Origin of the sequence: Tabrizicola sp., from assembly GCF_036781545.1 — a bacterium.
Lineage (GTDB): Bacteria > Pseudomonadota > Alphaproteobacteria > Rhodobacterales > Rhodobacteraceae > Tabrizicola.
In genome coordinates, this window is the sequence record NZ_DAIQAT010000082.1 from 1 (window position 1) to 14,835 (window position 14,835).

The following is a 14,835-nucleotide window of genomic DNA, read 5'->3' on the forward strand; positions in this document are numbered from 1 at the left end:
AGCCCTGACGGGCCTTGTAGCGCTTCTGCGTCTTGTTGATCACATAGACGCGGCCCTTGCGGCGCACGACCTGGCAATCGCGGTGACGCGTCTTCAGCGAGCGGAGCGAGTTGGCAACCTTCATGGTCGTCCCTCCCATTTCGCGGCGCGCATCCCGCGCCAGTTGAATCCCATGCCCCCGGATCCGGGGGCGGCGAATGGTGGGCGGTACTGGGATCGAACCAGTGGCCACTACGATGTCAACGTAGTGCTCTACCGCTGAGCTAACCGCCCACTTGAGCCTTGCATCCGCACCTGCCCCTTCCGATGAAACGAAAAGGACGCGGGGCGATCCGCGTCGGTCGGGGGTGCTATACTGGCAAGCGCGCAGGGCTGCAAGGGGTTTCGGCTTTGCGGATTATCGGGCTATATCGGAGGAGTGAAAGCGAGGTGACCCTTGGCGCGGACCGAGACCGAGGCCTATGTCCTGACCCGCCCGGCGGCGCGGACCTGCCCGGTCATCTTCGCCTCGCCGCATTCGGGACGCGACTATCGGGCGGAGTTTCTGGCGCAGGCCGTGCTGGACCGGCAGGCGATCCGGTCGTCGGAGGATGCCTTCGTCGACGAGCTGTTCGGGATGGCGCCGGGAATGGGGGCGCCGCTTCTGGCGGCACGGGCGCCGCGGGCCTACCTCGACCTGAACCGGGCGGCGGACGAGCTGGACCCGGCCGTCATCGAGGGCATTTCGCGGGCGCCGCACAACCCGCGAATCTCCTCCGGGCTGGGGGTGATTCCCCGGGTGGTGGCCGGGGGACGGGCGATCTATCGCGGCAAGCTGCCGCTGGCGGAGGCGGAGGCGCGGCTTCGGCGGTTCTGGCATCCCTATCACCAGGCGCTGGCAGGGCTGGTCGAGGAGGTGCGGGCCGAGTTCGGGCAGGCCGTGCTGATCGACTGCCACTCCATGCCGCATGAGGCGATCGAGGCGCATACGAGGCCCGGCCAGCCACGGCCCGAGGTGGTGCTGGGCGACCGCTACGGAGCCACGGCGGGGCGCGAGGTGATGGAGCGGATCGAGGCGGCCTTCGCAGGCGCGGGCCTGCGGGTGGGGCGGAATGCGCCCTTCGCCGGGGCCTATGTGGCGCAGGCCTATGGCCGCCCCTCGCGCGGGGTGCATGTGGTGCAGGTCGAGATCGACCGGGCGCTCTACATGGACGAGGTCAGGGTCGAGCGGCTGGCGGAGTTCGGGGCGTTCCGCGAGCTTATGGCAGGCGTGGTTGCCGAGATCATCCAGGGCGGCGGAGAGGCGCAGCTTGCGGCGGAGTGAGGGAATCGGTTGACGGGCGGTTGCGCGGCGTCAGTCTGGGCGCGTCTACAGGAGGGACCCGAGATGCGCCTGATGCTTGCTGCCGCCTTTGTTGCCTGTGCCACCGTCGCGACTGCCGAAGATCGCTGGATGACGATCCCGACGCCCCCGGCGATGCCGGAAGCGTCGAGTTCCGGGATGGCCGAGGTGAACGGGATCAAGATGTATTACGCCACCTATGGCGCGGGGGATCCGGTGCTTCTGATCCACGGTGGCCTCGGGAACACGGACATCTGGGCCAACCAGGTGATCGACCTGATGCAGGACCATCTGGTGATCGTGGCCGACAGCCGGGGACACGGACGGTCGACCCGGACGGAGGAGCCGTTCGGCTATGACCTGATGGCCTCGGACTACCTGGCGCTCTTGGATCTTCTGAAGGTCGACAAGGTGGATCTGGTGGGCTGGTCGGATGGCGGGATCATCGGGCTGGACATCGCGATGACCCACCCCGAGCGGCTGGACCACCTGTTCGCCCATGCCGCCAACATCACCACCGACGGGGTGGACCCGACGGTGGAGGACGACCCGGTGTTCATGGGGATCTATGTCGGGCGGATGGCCGAGGATTATGCCCGGCTGTCGCCGACCCCGGACCAGTTCGACGCCTTCGTCACTCAGATTTCCGGGATGTGGGCGTCGCAGCCGAACTGGACGGACGATCAGGTAAAGGCGATCACCGTGCCCGTGGCGGTGGTGGTGGGCGACCATGACGAGGCGATCCTGCCCGCCCATTCTGAAAAGATGGCCGCGCTGATCCCGGGAGCGAAGCTGGTGATCCTGCCGGAGGCCAGCCATTTCGCGATGCTGCAGGCCCCGGCGGAGTACAATGCGGCGATCCGGGCGTTCATCGACGGGTGAAGGGCTGCCCGCGCGCGGGCAGTTTTCGGCGTGAATGATTTCAAGGGGTTGGCTGCGGGCGTTTACCGGAGGTTAGGGAATTGGGCGCGCGGCCCCTGGTCTGCCCGGGAGCCCCCCACCCCCATCCCCTCCCCACCGTGGGAGAGGGGAGGCGTCTGGCGTTCGGGTTGGTCGGATCGGGTGAGGGCGCGTCCGGCCCTGCGGTCGGATGCCTCCGGCGGGGATATTTGGGAACAAGTGAAGGACTGAGGTCGGGGTGTTGTCGGGTGACGCGGTCCAAGTGTGGTTGGGCGATTTGGGATGAAGAAGGTTCTGGTTGTTTCCGCGATTGCTGCGGTGGTGCTGGCGTTGGTCTGGGCTGTGGTCAACAAGGACCGCTATAGCTGGCGCCAAAGACTGACCATCACCGTCGAGACCCCGGCGGGAGAGGTCTCGGGCTCCTCGGTCAGCGCAGTCAGTTCGCGCAAACACTGGATCCGTTGGGATGGCATGGGCTGGAGCTATGACCTGACCGGAGAGGCGGTGGTGGTCGAGGTCATGCCAGGCCGCTATCTGTTTGCGCTGCTGAAAGGGGCGGGGACGACCGAATACATGGGCTCGGTCGCCGCCGCTTCGATCGCCGGGCGCGAGGGGCGGGTGATCGACGGGGCGCTGTTCGACGAGGTTGAGGGCAAGCGCGACCGGGCGGCGGGGGTGATCACGGTGCCGGAGGTTCAGTATCCCATGATGGTGACCTTTGGCGACATGGCAGACCCAAAAAGCGTGGCGCTGCTCGACCCGGCCGGTCTTGCCGCCAGCTTTGGGCCGGGGGTGCAGTTGAAGGCGGTGACGCTGGAGATCACGCGGGAAGCGGTGACGAAGGGGCGAGTTGAGCGGGTGTTGGGGTGGCTCAGCGAGGTAAGGCCAAACCAGCTCGACGGCCAAAGATATGAAACGCTTGGAGCAGAATATCAACTCGCGAACTTGCTTGGTGTTGGCTGGTTTTCGACCGAGGTAGGAAAATGACGATTTCACCTGAACTAACTTACGCGATCCTTTCATTGGATTCTTACAACCGGGTTGCGATCCGTTCGTGCCGGGGCTCGGAGGCATTGGATCAAGTATCGGTGGCTATATAATCCTAGGGCAATCAGCGACTGATCCTCAGTCTGCCGAAGTTGACGCAAGCTTCTACGCCGCCGCCTACCAGGACGCCTCCGGCAATATCGTCATCTCCTACCGCGGCGCCGATGATCCAACCTTTGGAGCCGATTTGAACGCCTGGATGGGCGGTGCAGGTTTCCAGACGGCGCAGGCCGAACTGGCCACCCAGTTTCGTAGGGTGGGTGCCAACCCACCCTACCCCTTCGGCGCCTTGGGACGGTGCGCTGTAGCGCACCCTACGACCTCGCTTTTGTCTCGCCTCTGGCGGGGGTATTTGGGAACAGGTGAAAGGGTGGGGTCGGGTTCTTCGGACGGTTCCGGGGCGTGCGGGCTGTGCTAGGGTTGCGCGGTGGGTTTGAGGTGAGTGGGTCGGGATGCGGGTTCTTGTGGGTCTTGGGGCGGTTGCCGTCTTTCTGTTCCTCACCTTCCAGGCGCTGTTCGGCGGCGGGACAGTCCGCTGGAACCAGCGGCTGACGCTGGTGGTCGAGACGCCGCAGGGCGAGATGCGCGGGTCGGCGGTTCAGAGGATCGACTGGGAGGGAACCGGTGCCATCGGGAAGGCGCTGTTCAGTGGCGTTGATCCCTCGTCGGCCAGTGTTCGGGTCACAGGCGAAGCGCTTGCGGTCGAGGTGATGCCGGGCCGTTGGCTGTTTGCGCTTCTGAAGGGGGGCAAGGGTTGGCAGGGCGAGCCGGGGCTGAACGCGGGGTTCGCAATCGCGGTGCCGCGCGGGCATTTCGCGAAGTCGGCGGAGGGGGTTCGGGAGATTATCGGGTTCCCGAAGGACAGGCCGGTAGAGTTGCCGCGTGAGGCGTGGCCAATGCTGGTGACGTTTGACGATGTTACCAAGCCGGAGACGGTGTGGGAGGTGGACCCGGAGGACCTCGCGGCGGTGTTTGGCGAGGGGGTGCGGTTGAAAGCCGTGACGCTGGAGGTCACGGGGGAGGCGGTGACGGAGGGGCGGGTTGAAACTCTGCCGTTCTGGAAACAGCTCGTAGCACAAAGGACCTTCTCTGGTCTTCACTTCTATGATCCCGAAAAGCCTGAAGCGCTAAACTACCTGACTTACGACACCTTGAGGATGTCGAAGCCCTGACTTACTGAAGAAGGGCTTTCTCCCCGCATTTGGCGACGCAGCGGTGTGCGGTAGTTTCAAAGGGCGGGTGCCAACCCACCGTTTGCGAGGGAATGGTGGGTTGCACCCACCCTACCGAAAAGGGGCTCTCACTTCGCCTACAAGCGTGGGCAGATTGCCAACCCTGCAACGCTGTCATCCCCGCGAAAGCGGGGACCCACAGGCCCAGCACATGGGTCCCCGCTTTCGCGGGGATGACAGGTTGGGAGGCGGTTAGCCCCTCGCCGAGAAGTAGCGCACGCTGGTCATCGGCAGCTCTATGCAACCGCGAGCAAGGAGCGGGTCAGCGCAGCGCGCGGCCTTTGATGATCGCCTCCGCGCCGAACTTGGCGCGGATCGCGTCGGTCGCGCGTTCGGCGGCGGCGCGGCGGGTGGCCTGGGGGTCGAGGAGGTCTCCGCTGAGGTCGGCCTGGTCCTCGGGGGCGAGGTCGGAGATGCCGACGCCGATCAGGCGGAAGGGGCCGTTTGTCCCCGCGTGGTCGAAGAGGTCCTTCGCGGCGCGGTAGATGCGGTCGGTCAGCTGGGTGGGGTCGGTCAGCGCATGGCGGCGGGTGACGAGCTGGAAGTCGCCCTTCTTCAGCTTCAGGGTCACGGTGCGGCCCGAGAGGCGCTTGGCCTTGGCGCGGTCGGCGACCTGTTCCGACAGCCGCCAGATATGGCCGTCGAGCAGGTCGGGATCGGAGGTGTCCTCGAAGAAGGTCGTCTCCTTGGAGATCGACTTCAGTTTCTCGTCGCGGTTCACCCGGCGGGTGTCCATGCCACGGGCCAGATGCCAGAGCCGGTCGCCCATGCTGCCGAAGCGCGCGGTCAGGTCGGCGCGGTCCCAGCGGAGGAGGTCGGCGATGGTGCGGATGCCGGCCTGTTCCAGCGCGGTCTGGGTGGCGGTGCCGACGCCCCAGATGATGCGGACGGGTTTCGGCTTGAGGAAGGTCTCGGTCTCGGCCTTGCCGACGATGGAAAAGCCGCGCGGCTTGTCGAGGTCGGAGGCGATCTTCGCCAGGAACTTGTTGTGGGAAAGGCCGATGGAGCCGGTGAGGCCCAGCTCCTCCTCCATCCGCCGGGTCAGGCGGGCCAGCAGGACGGCGGGCGGGGCGCCGTGCAGGCGGGCGGTGCCGGTGAGGTCCATGAAGGCCTCGTCCAGCGAGAGGGGCTGGATCGCGGGGGTCAGGTCCTCCATCATCGCGCGGATCGCGCGGGAGGCTTCGATATAGGCGGAGAAGCGCGGTTTCACCACGACCGCCTCGGGGCAGAGCTTCAGCGCCTGGAACATCGGCATGGCCGAGCGGACGCCCTTGATCCGGGCGATGTAGCAGCAGGTCGAGACGACGCCGCGCTGCCCGCCGCCGACGATCACCGCCTGGTCGCGGAGCGCGGGGTTGTCGCGTTTCTCGACAGAGGCATAGAAGGCGTCGCAGTCCATGTGCGCGATGGAAAGCTGCGTCAGTTCCAGATGCGCGACCATACGCGGCGACCGGCAGGCGGGGCAGCGCGGGGCCGTGCTGTCGGTCAGGGTCAGGCAGTCGCGGCAGAGGCTGGGCATGATGGGGCGAGGCTATCATGCGCGCCGCGGTCTGTGGAGAGTGGCCACGAAAGCGGTTGACCTTCCCGCAACCTGTTCGTCCTATCCGGAAGGCAAGACCAAGGATCGCCCGCGCATGTCGCACCCTTACGAGAGCCTGCCCGAGGATCGCTTCTGGCGCACCGCCGTCGCCGAGCGCGACGCGCTGGAGATCGCGGGGTTGTGGAAGCCCCGGCACCAGATCGGTCGCCGGACCGGGATCGTAACGGCGGGATCCTGCTTCGCGCAGCATTTCGCCAGGGCCCTGGTTGCCCGGCGCTATCGCTGGCTGGATTTCGAGCCCGGCCCGGCGGGGCTGACGCCGGAGCAGCGGAAGGACTATCACTACGGCACCTTCAGCTTCCGCACCGGCAACTTACACGCCCCGGATGCTGCTGCAGTGGCTGACCTGGGCGCTGACCGAGACGCCGGTTCCCGCCGAGGTCTGGGAAAAGGACGGCCGGTTCTACGACCCGTTCCGCCCGGGAGTGGAGCCGGGGGGCTTCGTCAGCGCGGAAGAGCTGTACGCCTCGCGCCGGGACACGCTGGCGGCGATAGCGGCGGCGGTGCGGGGCGCGCAGGTCTTTGTCTTCACCCTGGGGCTGACCGAGGCCTGGCAGGACACGGCGACGGGGGTGGAATATGCGGTCTGCCCCGGCACGGTCGCGGGGCGGTTCGATGCCGGGGCGCATGGCTTCGTCAACCACGGCTTCGGGGCGCTGATGGCGGACATGACGGCGGCGCTGAGACTGATGTTCCGGGCGAACCGGGGGCTGAAGGTGCTGCTGACCGTCTCGCCGGTGCCGCTGACGGCCACGGCCTCGGGGGAGCATGTGCTGACGGCGACCAGCCATTCCAAGTCGCTGCTGCGGGCGGTGGCCTCCGAGCTGGTGCGGGCGCAGGCGCGGGTGGATTACTTCCCGTCCTACGAGATCATCTCCCATCCGGCCTACCGGGGGCGGTTCTTCGCGCCGAACCTGCGGTCGGTGCTGCCCGGGGGGGTGGAGCATGTGATGACGCAGTTCTTCCGCGACCAGGCTGCGGCCTTCGGGGATGCCGGCCTGCCGCCGGTGCCCCCGCCGCCGGAAACGGTGACGGAGATGGACGAGCCGCCGGAGCCGGAGCTGACCGAGGCCGAGGAGTTGCGCTGCGAAGAGGAGATCCTGGCGGCCTTCGCGCCGGATCGGCACCATGGCTGACGGCCTGCCCCGGTTCTGCATCTTTGGCGACAGCCATTATGCCTGCCTGAAACAGGCCGAGCTGCAGGGTCTGGCCGATGTCTCGGGGGTGGAGCTGGAATACTGGGGCCATGTCGGGGGCCGGTTCCGCCATCTCGAATTCCGGGACGGAGCGGTGCATCCGATGGACGATTTCACCGCCCGCCGCTTTGCCCGATTCAACGCGAAGGGCCGGACGTCGCTGCCGGCGGCGGATTTCGACGTGATCCTGGTGATGGGCGCGCGGGTCTATGTCTGGAAACTGTTCCACCAGGTGCTGCAGGCGCTCGCGCAGGGGCCGTTCCTGAGCCAGGGCCTGCAGCGGCGCATCCTGACCGACGGGCTGCGGGGGCAGCAGGGCTACCGGCTGGCGGCGGGGCTGGCCTCGACCGGGACGGCGCGGGTGCTGCTGGCCCCCATCGCCTATTACACCGGCGATCCCGGGCGTTTCGCGGCGGCGATGGCGCCGGAGATGGCGGCGCTGACTGCGGAACGGGTGCCGGGATTCTGGCGGATCATGGAGGAAGCGGCGGCAGAGGACGGGATCACGCTGCTGCGCCAGCCGGAGGCGACGGTAAGCCAAGGCATGTTCACCGATGTGCGCTATGCGGTGGAGGGTCATCTGGCGAAGCAGGACTTCGAACATCACAATGCCGCCTATGGCGCGGCAGTTTTGGAGGAGGCGATGCCGGTCGTGCGCAGGCTTGCGGCTGCAGGGCACGGTCGGCAAGATGACGGGGACAGGAGGCGGGATGCTTGAGATCGCGATGAGGCTGCCTCCCGGCGCGCTGGTCGGGGGCGAGGACCAGTTGCTGGCGCAGATGATGCTGCGCAGCGGCGGGGCGCGCTTCATCGCCCGTGAGGAGGATCTCGTCCGTTCCGGCGGGACGATCACCGGCTGGCGGGAATCGCGCATGGCGGTCGAGGCGGTGGCGGCGGGGCCGAATACGGGCAACAGCCGGTTCGAGCCGGGACCGCCTGGCGCGCTGGTCTGCCAGGAGGGGGTGAACTGCGGCTTCACCCTGCCGGGCTTCGCGCCCGAGGTCGAGGCCTTCACCGTGGCGGTGATCTACCGCTCGGACGGCGAGGCGAAGACGCTGGCCTCGGTCTTCTGCGGGCAGGCGCAGAACATGGTCTTCCTGACCGAAAGCGAGGGGCAGCTTCTGGCCAAGGACAAGCAGAGCACGGTCGAGGTGCGGCTGCCGGTGCCGAAGGGACGGGGCGTGAAGCTCGCCGTGCTGGGCTTCGACGGGCGATGCCTGCGGCTGGGCCTGGGCGATGCGGTGGCGGAGGTTGCGGGCAAGGTGCCGGGCCTGGCGCATCCGGCCGATTTCTTCATCGGCTGCCGGTCGAACCGGGGGGGGCTGGCCAAGCTTCTGGGCCAGTCGCAGCTGCATGAGGTGATGTTCTGGCCCGACCGCTGCCTGCCTGGATCCGACGACCCGGAGGATCAGGCGACGCTGGCCGCGCTGCGCCGCTATCTGCGCTGGGCCTATTGAGTGACCACCGAGGACCCGCCGCCGCTGGACGTGCCCCCCGAGATGGGGCTGAACGAGGCCGCGCAGGCCGGGCGCTTCCTGATCCGGGGTGAGCACGCGAACCTGTGGTTCGAGGGCGGCGGCGATGCGCTGGTGGTGTCCTTCGACAACCTCGCCACCATCGACGAGGGCTGGCCTCGCGGCCCCTGGGCCTGGAAGCGGCTTGAGCCGATGGGACATTCGGTGCTGGGGGTGCAGAGCCATGCGAAGGACTGGTTCCGCCAGCCCACCGCCCCTGCCCTGCTGCGCGGGCTGGAGGAGCGGGGCTTCTTCCGCCGCTTCCGCCGGATCGTGCTGACGGGGGCCTCAATGGGGGGGTTCGCGGCGCTGAACTTCGCGCCCTTGATCCCCGAAGCGCGGGTGCTGGCCTTTTCGCCGCAGTCGACGATGAACAAGGTGATCGCGCCCTACGAGGCGCGGTTTCCCTATGCGGTGAAGCGGTCGAACTGGGAGGGGATGCCGTTCCTCGATGCGGCGGCGGCAGTGCCCTACATCCGTCGCGCGGTAGTGGTCTTTGACCCGATGGTGCCCGAGGACCGAGCCCATGCCGCGCGGCTGGCGGGGCCGAACGTGCAGATGCTGCGGGTGCCCTTCGCCACGCATGAGGCGATCCGGGTGGTGCTGAAGACCGGGACCTTTCCCCTTTTGATCGACGCGCTGATCGACGGCGACGGCGCGGGGCCGGAGTTCTGGCAGGCGTTCCGGGCGCGGCGGGCCGTCCCGAAATGGCAGCGCGCGCTTCTGGCGGCGGCGGCGAACCGGGGACGCCACGGGCTGGTGATCCGGGCGGCGGACGCAATGCTGCGGCTGGGCGAGGGTCTGCCGGAGGAGGAGACGGTCTTCATCCGACGGGCGCGGCGCGGGGCGGTGAATGCGCGGAAGGCGGGGGCGACCTGACCGCCTTGCCGGGCGCGGGCGGCTTTCAGATCGAGCGCTGACGCGCGAAGACTCCTTGTCTCGCGATTTCTCGTGAAGAACGAGAAATCGCTCGATGTTGCCTCCGGCGGGGATATTTGGGCAAATGTGAAAGGGGCTTGGGGTTTCCTTCCGGCTCCACTCTAGGCCCCGGCTTTGCCGTCGTGCTATGCGGGAGCGGACGGGCAGGACGAGGACATGGACCAGACACGCGGCCGGATGATGGCGATGACCATGGTGGGGGGGGACCACTTCTTCCTCTCGCGCTGGGTCGACTATTACGGCCGCCAGCTGGGCCGCGAGAACCTGTTCGTCCTGAGCCATGGCGGCGATCCCGAGCACAAGCGCATCGCCGAGGGTTGCAATGTCATCTACCTGCCGTTCGACGCGACGCGGAACTGCTTCAACCAGCGGCGCTGGCAGATGCTGTCGCGGCTGACCTCGGGTTTCACCAATTTCTACAACTGGGTGCTGGTGGGCGATGTGGACGAGATCGTCTGTGTCGATCCGGCGGTGTCGGACAGTCTGCCGGACTATCTGGAGCAGTATGCTGTCCGGGGCGGCCCGCGGGTGATCACGCCCTTCGCCATCGAGATGGTGCACAACCCGAAGCTGGAGCCGGAGCCGATCAGCGAGGGGCGCAACATCCTGGACGTGCGGCGCATCTTCCGGCTGAACGCGAACTATGCCAAGCCCTGCATCACCTGCGACAGGATCGACATGGCGCCGGGGGGGCATTTCGCCAACCATCCGAAGCTGCATCTCGACCCGCATCTCTACCTGTTCCACCTGCGGTTCATCGACCACGACATGACCGAAGGACGGCTGGCCACCCGGCGGGCGCAAAGGGTGATCCAGAGCGGGGCGCTGGAGGAGGTGGAGCGCGCGAAGACCGGTTGGGACACCGCCTGGGAGACCTATCAAGCGCTGTCGAAGGAGACGCCGCGCGCCGAGACGGTGGACTTCCCCGAGTTCCGCAAGGAAATGGTCGAGGGCTGGCGCGAGAAGAAGGTGGTCTACTTCGCCCCCGGCGGCGCGCGGCCCAAGGGCGTCTACCGGTTGCCCGAGCGTTTCAAGGCGGTGTTCTGATGGTGGAAAAGCCGATCCTCCCCGAAGGCGTGATCATCCGGGCCGAGAACGGCGACGTGATCCGCTATGACGAGACCGGGCTGGTCCTGCGGCTATCGGACAAGGTGATCGCCGATATCGCGGCCCGGCTGGAGCTGAAGCCGCAGGCGGTGGCGCCGACCGAGACGCCGCCTTTGCCGGACCTGCCGGAAGGGATCGACCTCTGGGCGCCCCGGCGCGAGGGGGACTGGCTGTTCTTCCAGGCCAACCTGCCGGGCGCGGATTCTGCGCGGGGCTATCGGCGGCATGTGTCGGGCGGGGCGGTGATCGCCGAGGCGCAGGGGCCGCTGCTGGCGATCCTCGGGATCGGCGGGGCGCGGGCGGGCTTGGGGTCGCCCGGCCCGGCGCGGTTCCGCTGGCATGTGCTGGCCCCGGCGGACGACATCGGTGCGGTGGGTCAGGGCGGCGAGGGCGAGGCGGTGGCGACCGATGCGCTGGAGCCGCTGCGCGAGCTGACGGTTGAGGCGCTGGTGGCCGATGAGATGCTGGCGCGGCGGCGGGCGGCGTTGCAGCCCTTGCCGCTGATGCTGGTCCGGGCCGAGACCGACATGGCAGCGACGGCCCATGATCTGGGGACCGGAGCCGCTGTCGCCAATCTGGACCAATCCTTCGCCAACCTGGTCGCGGCGGCAACCCGGCTGGGGGTGGGCGCGCGGGTGCTGGCGGTGGTGCTGGACTATACGCTGGAGGATCTGACCGGCGACCCGCTGGCCTATCGCGACGGGATGATCGCGCTGATGGAGCGGATCACCCGGGGCATGGCGAAACAGGGGCTGGCGCGGCCCGTCTTCCTGTCGGCCTTCGACTGCGGCACGCAAGGGGTGACGCGCGGGCCGGGGCTGGAGGGGCAGTGGGAGCTGTCCTGGAACCATGGCGAGCACCAGTTGGTCTTTGCGGCACCCTCCTATGCGTTCCGGATCGACGATACCGGGCGGCTGACCGATGAAGGCCGGGCCGAGAAGGCGGTGCTGCTGGCCGAGGCGCTGCTGGCGGTGCAGGGCGGGGGGCGCTGGCTGTGCCCGACGATCCAGCTGGCGGAATGGTCGGAGGGCGGCATCCGCCTGATCTGCGAGGCGCAGGAGGCGCTGGTGATCGACGCGGAGGATCCGTTCGGGGCCGGGCCTCTGGCGGGCTTCGCGCTGGAAGGCGTGACGAACGGGGCGAGGATCACCGGGGTCGCGGTCGACAAGGCCGATGCGAAGGTGGTGGTCCTTGGCTGCTCGAAGCGGCCGGAGGGCGAGGTCTTCGTGACCTATGCCCATGCGGCGGCTGCGGGCAATGGCCCCTATCCGGCGAACCGGGGGGCCTTGCGGGGCGATTTCGGCGAAGGCGCGCTGCGCCGCTGGGCGCTGCCGGCGCGGCTGAAGCTGACGGGGCTCTAGATGGGCTTCACGGCGGACAGCATCGCGGGCGACAGCATCTGTGTCATCTGGGTGGATGACATGATCGACGTCTTCACCTGGCGCGACACCTTCGGGATCACCATCCAGACGCCGAACCTGGACCGGCTGATGAATGCCGGGGTGCGGTTCGGCAATGCCTATGCGACCATTCCCCTGTGCGCGCCGTGCCGGGCGGAGCTGGCGACGGGGTTGTCGCCCTTCCGCACCGGGCTCGTGGACCTCAACCGTTTCTGGCGGCAGGTGTTGCCGCCGGAGAAGGCCTGGGCCTATGACCTGCGGCGGGCGGGGTTCTATACCTTCACCACCGGCAAGGTGGACGCGACCTACAAGCCGATGCCGGAACGCTATCGCCGGGTGCTGTTCCACGAGGACGTGCCCGCGCAGGACAGCAGCGGGCGGACCAAGGTGCATCCCTATCTCGACCGGGGGCCGGGGATCGCGGGGATCAACCACCCCGACGACGACGGGTCGCAGGACCATCTGTTCTACGATTTCACCGTGGCGCAGAATGCGATCGACTTCCTGGGCCGGGCCGATCCGACGCGCAGGCACCTGATCCAGCTGGGCTTCAAGCACCCGCATTACAACCTGGAATGTCCGGACCGGTTCTACCAGCTGTATGACCCCGCCCGGATTCGCTGGCCGGACATCGCGGCGCCGGAGGATTACTACGGGCCTCCGCCGGGCTTCGCCGTCTATGAGGCGGCCTATATCGCCAACGGCAACTGGACGCCGGAAAAGGGCGGGGACGATGGCTGGCGGCAGGTGGTGCGCGCCTATTTCGCCGCAATCAGCCATGTGGATCATGAGATCGGGCGGTTCCTGAACGCGCTGGCGGCGTCGCCTTTGGGGGACAGGACCACGGTGATCTTCCTGTCGGACAACGGGTTCAACCTTGGGAATCACGACAGTTTCCACAAGATGAGCCAGTGGGATTCGGCCGCGCATGTGCCGCTGGCGATCTGGTCGCCCCGGATGGAGGGGGGCCGGGTGGTGGAGCTGCCGGTTTCCCTGCACAATTTCCCCAAGACGGTGATGCAGCTTGCCGGGCTGCCGCCCCGGCCCGACTGGGTGTCGGGGCAGAGCCTGCTGCCGCTGATCGACCCGAGTTTCGGGACGTTCGACACCACGAAGTCGCCGATCACCTCGGTCTTCGGGACGCTGTCGGTGCGCCCCTCGATCGAGGGCTACAGCCAGTACCGCTATTTCCGCTATCCGAACGGCGAGGAGCATGTCTACGACGTGGTCGCCGACCCCGGCGAGACGGAGAACCTGATCGCGACCGCGCCGATGGATGTGCTGCGGGGCGAGCTGGTGAAGGGGGCGCTGGAGCTGGGGCTGGACCTGCGCGGGTTCGAGAACCCGGCGGATGGCGTGAACGCGATGATGGCGGTGGACGGTTCGGTCGTGCTGGAGGGGCGGCGGGGCAACGACAACTACTGGGCCTATGGCGCCGAGGTGGAGAAGATCCGGAAAAGCAAGGACGGCGGCGAGGACACGCTATGGTATCTGGGGGGGCCGGACGGCTATGTCCTGCACTGCCCGATGAATGTGGAGAACATCCGCATCGCCACGGTGCTGGCCCGGCACGAGGATGCCGAGGCGGCGAAGAAGGCCCCGCGCGTCCTGCGCATCGTGGCGCATCCCGACAGCCCGATCCATTTCGAGACCACCGAGCGGGTGATGGTCGACGTGCGCGGCTCGCGCGGGAACGATGTGATGATCGGGCCGAAATACGGCGGGGCCACCTTCTACGGCGGCGAGGGAGATGACGTGCTGCGGGCGATCTCGGTCAACGAAAGCTCGCGGCATTTCTTCTATGGCGGGGCGGGGAATGACCGGCTGATCGGCGGAGGCGGGCGCGACGTGCTGGACGGTGGCACCGGCGACGACACGATCATCGGCACGGCGGCGCGGAACAAGATCTTCGGCGGGCATGGCAACGACGAGATCCATGACGGCGACGGGTCATCCGTGGTGCATACCGGGCCGGGGCGGAACCGGGTGCGGCTGGGGGGCGGGAACGACACGGTGCATGCGGGGACGGGGATCAACCTGATCGACCCGGGGCCGGGTGCTGTCGTCTTCGTGCTGGCCTATGGCGGGGTGACGCATGTCAGCCAGTGGCAGGCCGAGCAGGTCTATGACCTGACCGCCTGGCCGAAGCCGCCCCAGGTCTCGCGCCGCGCCGATGGCATGGTGGACGTGACGCTGGGGCTTTCGGTGCTGCGGATCGCCGGGGTGCCCGGCGACCACGATGTTACGGTGCAGATCAGGCAGGGTGCCTGATCAGTCGGCGACCTTCGCGACCGTGGGCCTGTGCCCGTCGTCATCGCCGCGGGTCTTCCACAGCGAATAGACGATCCCGGCCGCGATGATGCCCAGCGTGATCGCCAGCGACAGGTAAGGGTCGAACTTGCCGAAGAAGTAGCTGTAGAAGCCTTTCAGCCCGATGAAGATCAGCACCACGGCCAGCGCGTATTTCAGGTAGTGGAAGCGGTGCACCAGGGCTGCCAGCGCGAAATACAGCGCGCGCAGGCCGAGGATCGCCATGATGTTCGCGGTGTAGACGATGAAGGTGTCGGTGGTGATCAGGA

At 67.6% G+C, this 14,835-nt stretch carries 14 protein-coding genes and 1 tRNA gene; 11 read left to right on the forward strand and 4 right to left on the reverse strand.

Annotated features, from left to right (window positions below; all coding sequences use genetic code 11):
* The coding region (gene ykgO, locus V7Q39_RS12840) for a type B 50S ribosomal protein L36 (RefSeq protein WP_023666132.1) at positions 1–124 on the reverse strand (124 nt) is incomplete at its 3' end.
* A gap of 74 nt (positions 125–198) precedes the next feature.
* Positions 199–273, reverse strand: a tRNA-Val gene (locus V7Q39_RS12845).
* A gap of 163 nt (positions 274–436) precedes the next feature.
* Between V7Q39_RS12845 and V7Q39_RS12850 the strand changes: the two genes are divergently transcribed.
* From V7Q39_RS12850 to V7Q39_RS12865, 4 genes are all read left to right on the forward strand, one after another.
* On the forward strand, positions 437–1,303 hold the full coding sequence (locus V7Q39_RS12850; RefSeq protein WP_333816990.1) for an N-formylglutamate amidohydrolase: 867 nt from the start codon (positions 437–439) through the stop codon (positions 1,301–1,303).
* Between the two features lie 63 nt (positions 1,304–1,366).
* Positions 1,367–2,203: an alpha/beta fold hydrolase gene (locus V7Q39_RS12855; RefSeq protein WP_333816991.1), complete on the forward strand. Its 837-nt coding sequence runs from the start codon at positions 1,367–1,369 to the stop codon at positions 2,201–2,203.
* A 300-nt stretch (positions 2,204–2,503) separates the two neighbouring features.
* Positions 2,504–3,208: a hypothetical protein gene (locus V7Q39_RS12860; RefSeq protein ID WP_333816992.1), complete on the forward strand. Its 705-nt coding sequence runs from the start codon at positions 2,504–2,506 to the stop codon at positions 3,206–3,208.
* Positions 3,209–3,720: 512 nt separating this feature from the next.
* Positions 3,721–4,440: a hypothetical protein gene (locus V7Q39_RS12865; protein ID WP_333816993.1), complete on the forward strand. Its 720-nt coding sequence runs from the start codon at positions 3,721–3,723 to the stop codon at positions 4,438–4,440.
* A 322-nt stretch (positions 4,441–4,762) separates the two neighbouring features.
* Here V7Q39_RS12865 and V7Q39_RS12870 read toward each other — a convergent pair whose 3' ends face one another.
* The gene (locus tag V7Q39_RS12870) at positions 4,763–6,019 is read right to left on the reverse strand and encodes a DNA polymerase IV (RefSeq protein ID WP_333816994.1); all 1,257 of its coding nucleotides are present in this window, start codon (positions 6,017–6,019) and stop codon (positions 4,763–4,765) included.
* A 407-nt stretch (positions 6,020–6,426) separates the two neighbouring features.
* Here V7Q39_RS12870 and V7Q39_RS12875 point away from each other — a divergent pair, with 407 nt between their 5' ends.
* The 7 genes from V7Q39_RS12875 (at position 6,427) to V7Q39_RS12905 (ending at position 14,527) form a co-directional block, all read left to right on the forward strand.
* Entirely contained in the window at positions 6,427–7,236 is an 810-nt protein-coding gene (locus V7Q39_RS12875; protein WP_333816995.1) for a GSCFA domain-containing protein, read from the forward strand.
* Complete coding sequence (locus V7Q39_RS12880; RefSeq protein ID WP_333816996.1) at positions 7,229–8,014, forward strand: hypothetical protein; 786 nt, start codon at positions 7,229–7,231, stop codon at positions 8,012–8,014. The genes V7Q39_RS12875 and V7Q39_RS12880 overlap by 8 nt, the downstream gene beginning before the upstream one ends.
* Positions 8,007–8,753, forward strand: coding sequence for a hypothetical protein (locus V7Q39_RS12885; RefSeq protein ID WP_333816997.1), 747 nt, complete (start codon positions 8,007–8,009; stop codon positions 8,751–8,753). The genes V7Q39_RS12880 and V7Q39_RS12885 overlap by 8 nt, the downstream gene beginning before the upstream one ends.
* Complete coding sequence (locus V7Q39_RS12890; RefSeq protein WP_333816998.1) at positions 8,754–9,689, forward strand: hypothetical protein; 936 nt, start codon at positions 8,754–8,756, stop codon at positions 9,687–9,689.
* A 216-nt stretch (positions 9,690–9,905) separates the two neighbouring features.
* On the forward strand, positions 9,906–10,796 hold the full coding sequence (locus V7Q39_RS12895) for a glycosyltransferase family 2 protein (RefSeq protein ID WP_333816999.1): 891 nt from the start codon (positions 9,906–9,908) through the stop codon (positions 10,794–10,796).
* Positions 10,796–12,217 (forward strand): hypothetical protein, encoded by a 1,422-nt coding sequence (locus V7Q39_RS12900; protein ID WP_333817000.1) that lies wholly within the window; start codon positions 10,796–10,798, stop codon positions 12,215–12,217. Before V7Q39_RS12895 ends, V7Q39_RS12900 begins: the two co-directional genes overlap by 1 nt.
* Entirely contained in the window at positions 12,218–14,527 is a 2,310-nt protein-coding gene (locus V7Q39_RS12905) for a sulfatase-like hydrolase/transferase (RefSeq protein WP_333817001.1), read from the forward strand.
* Here V7Q39_RS12905 and V7Q39_RS12910 read toward each other — a convergent pair.
* Positions 14,528–14,835: TerC family protein (locus V7Q39_RS12910; protein WP_443082518.1), on the reverse strand; the 308-nt coding region annotated here is incomplete at its 5' end.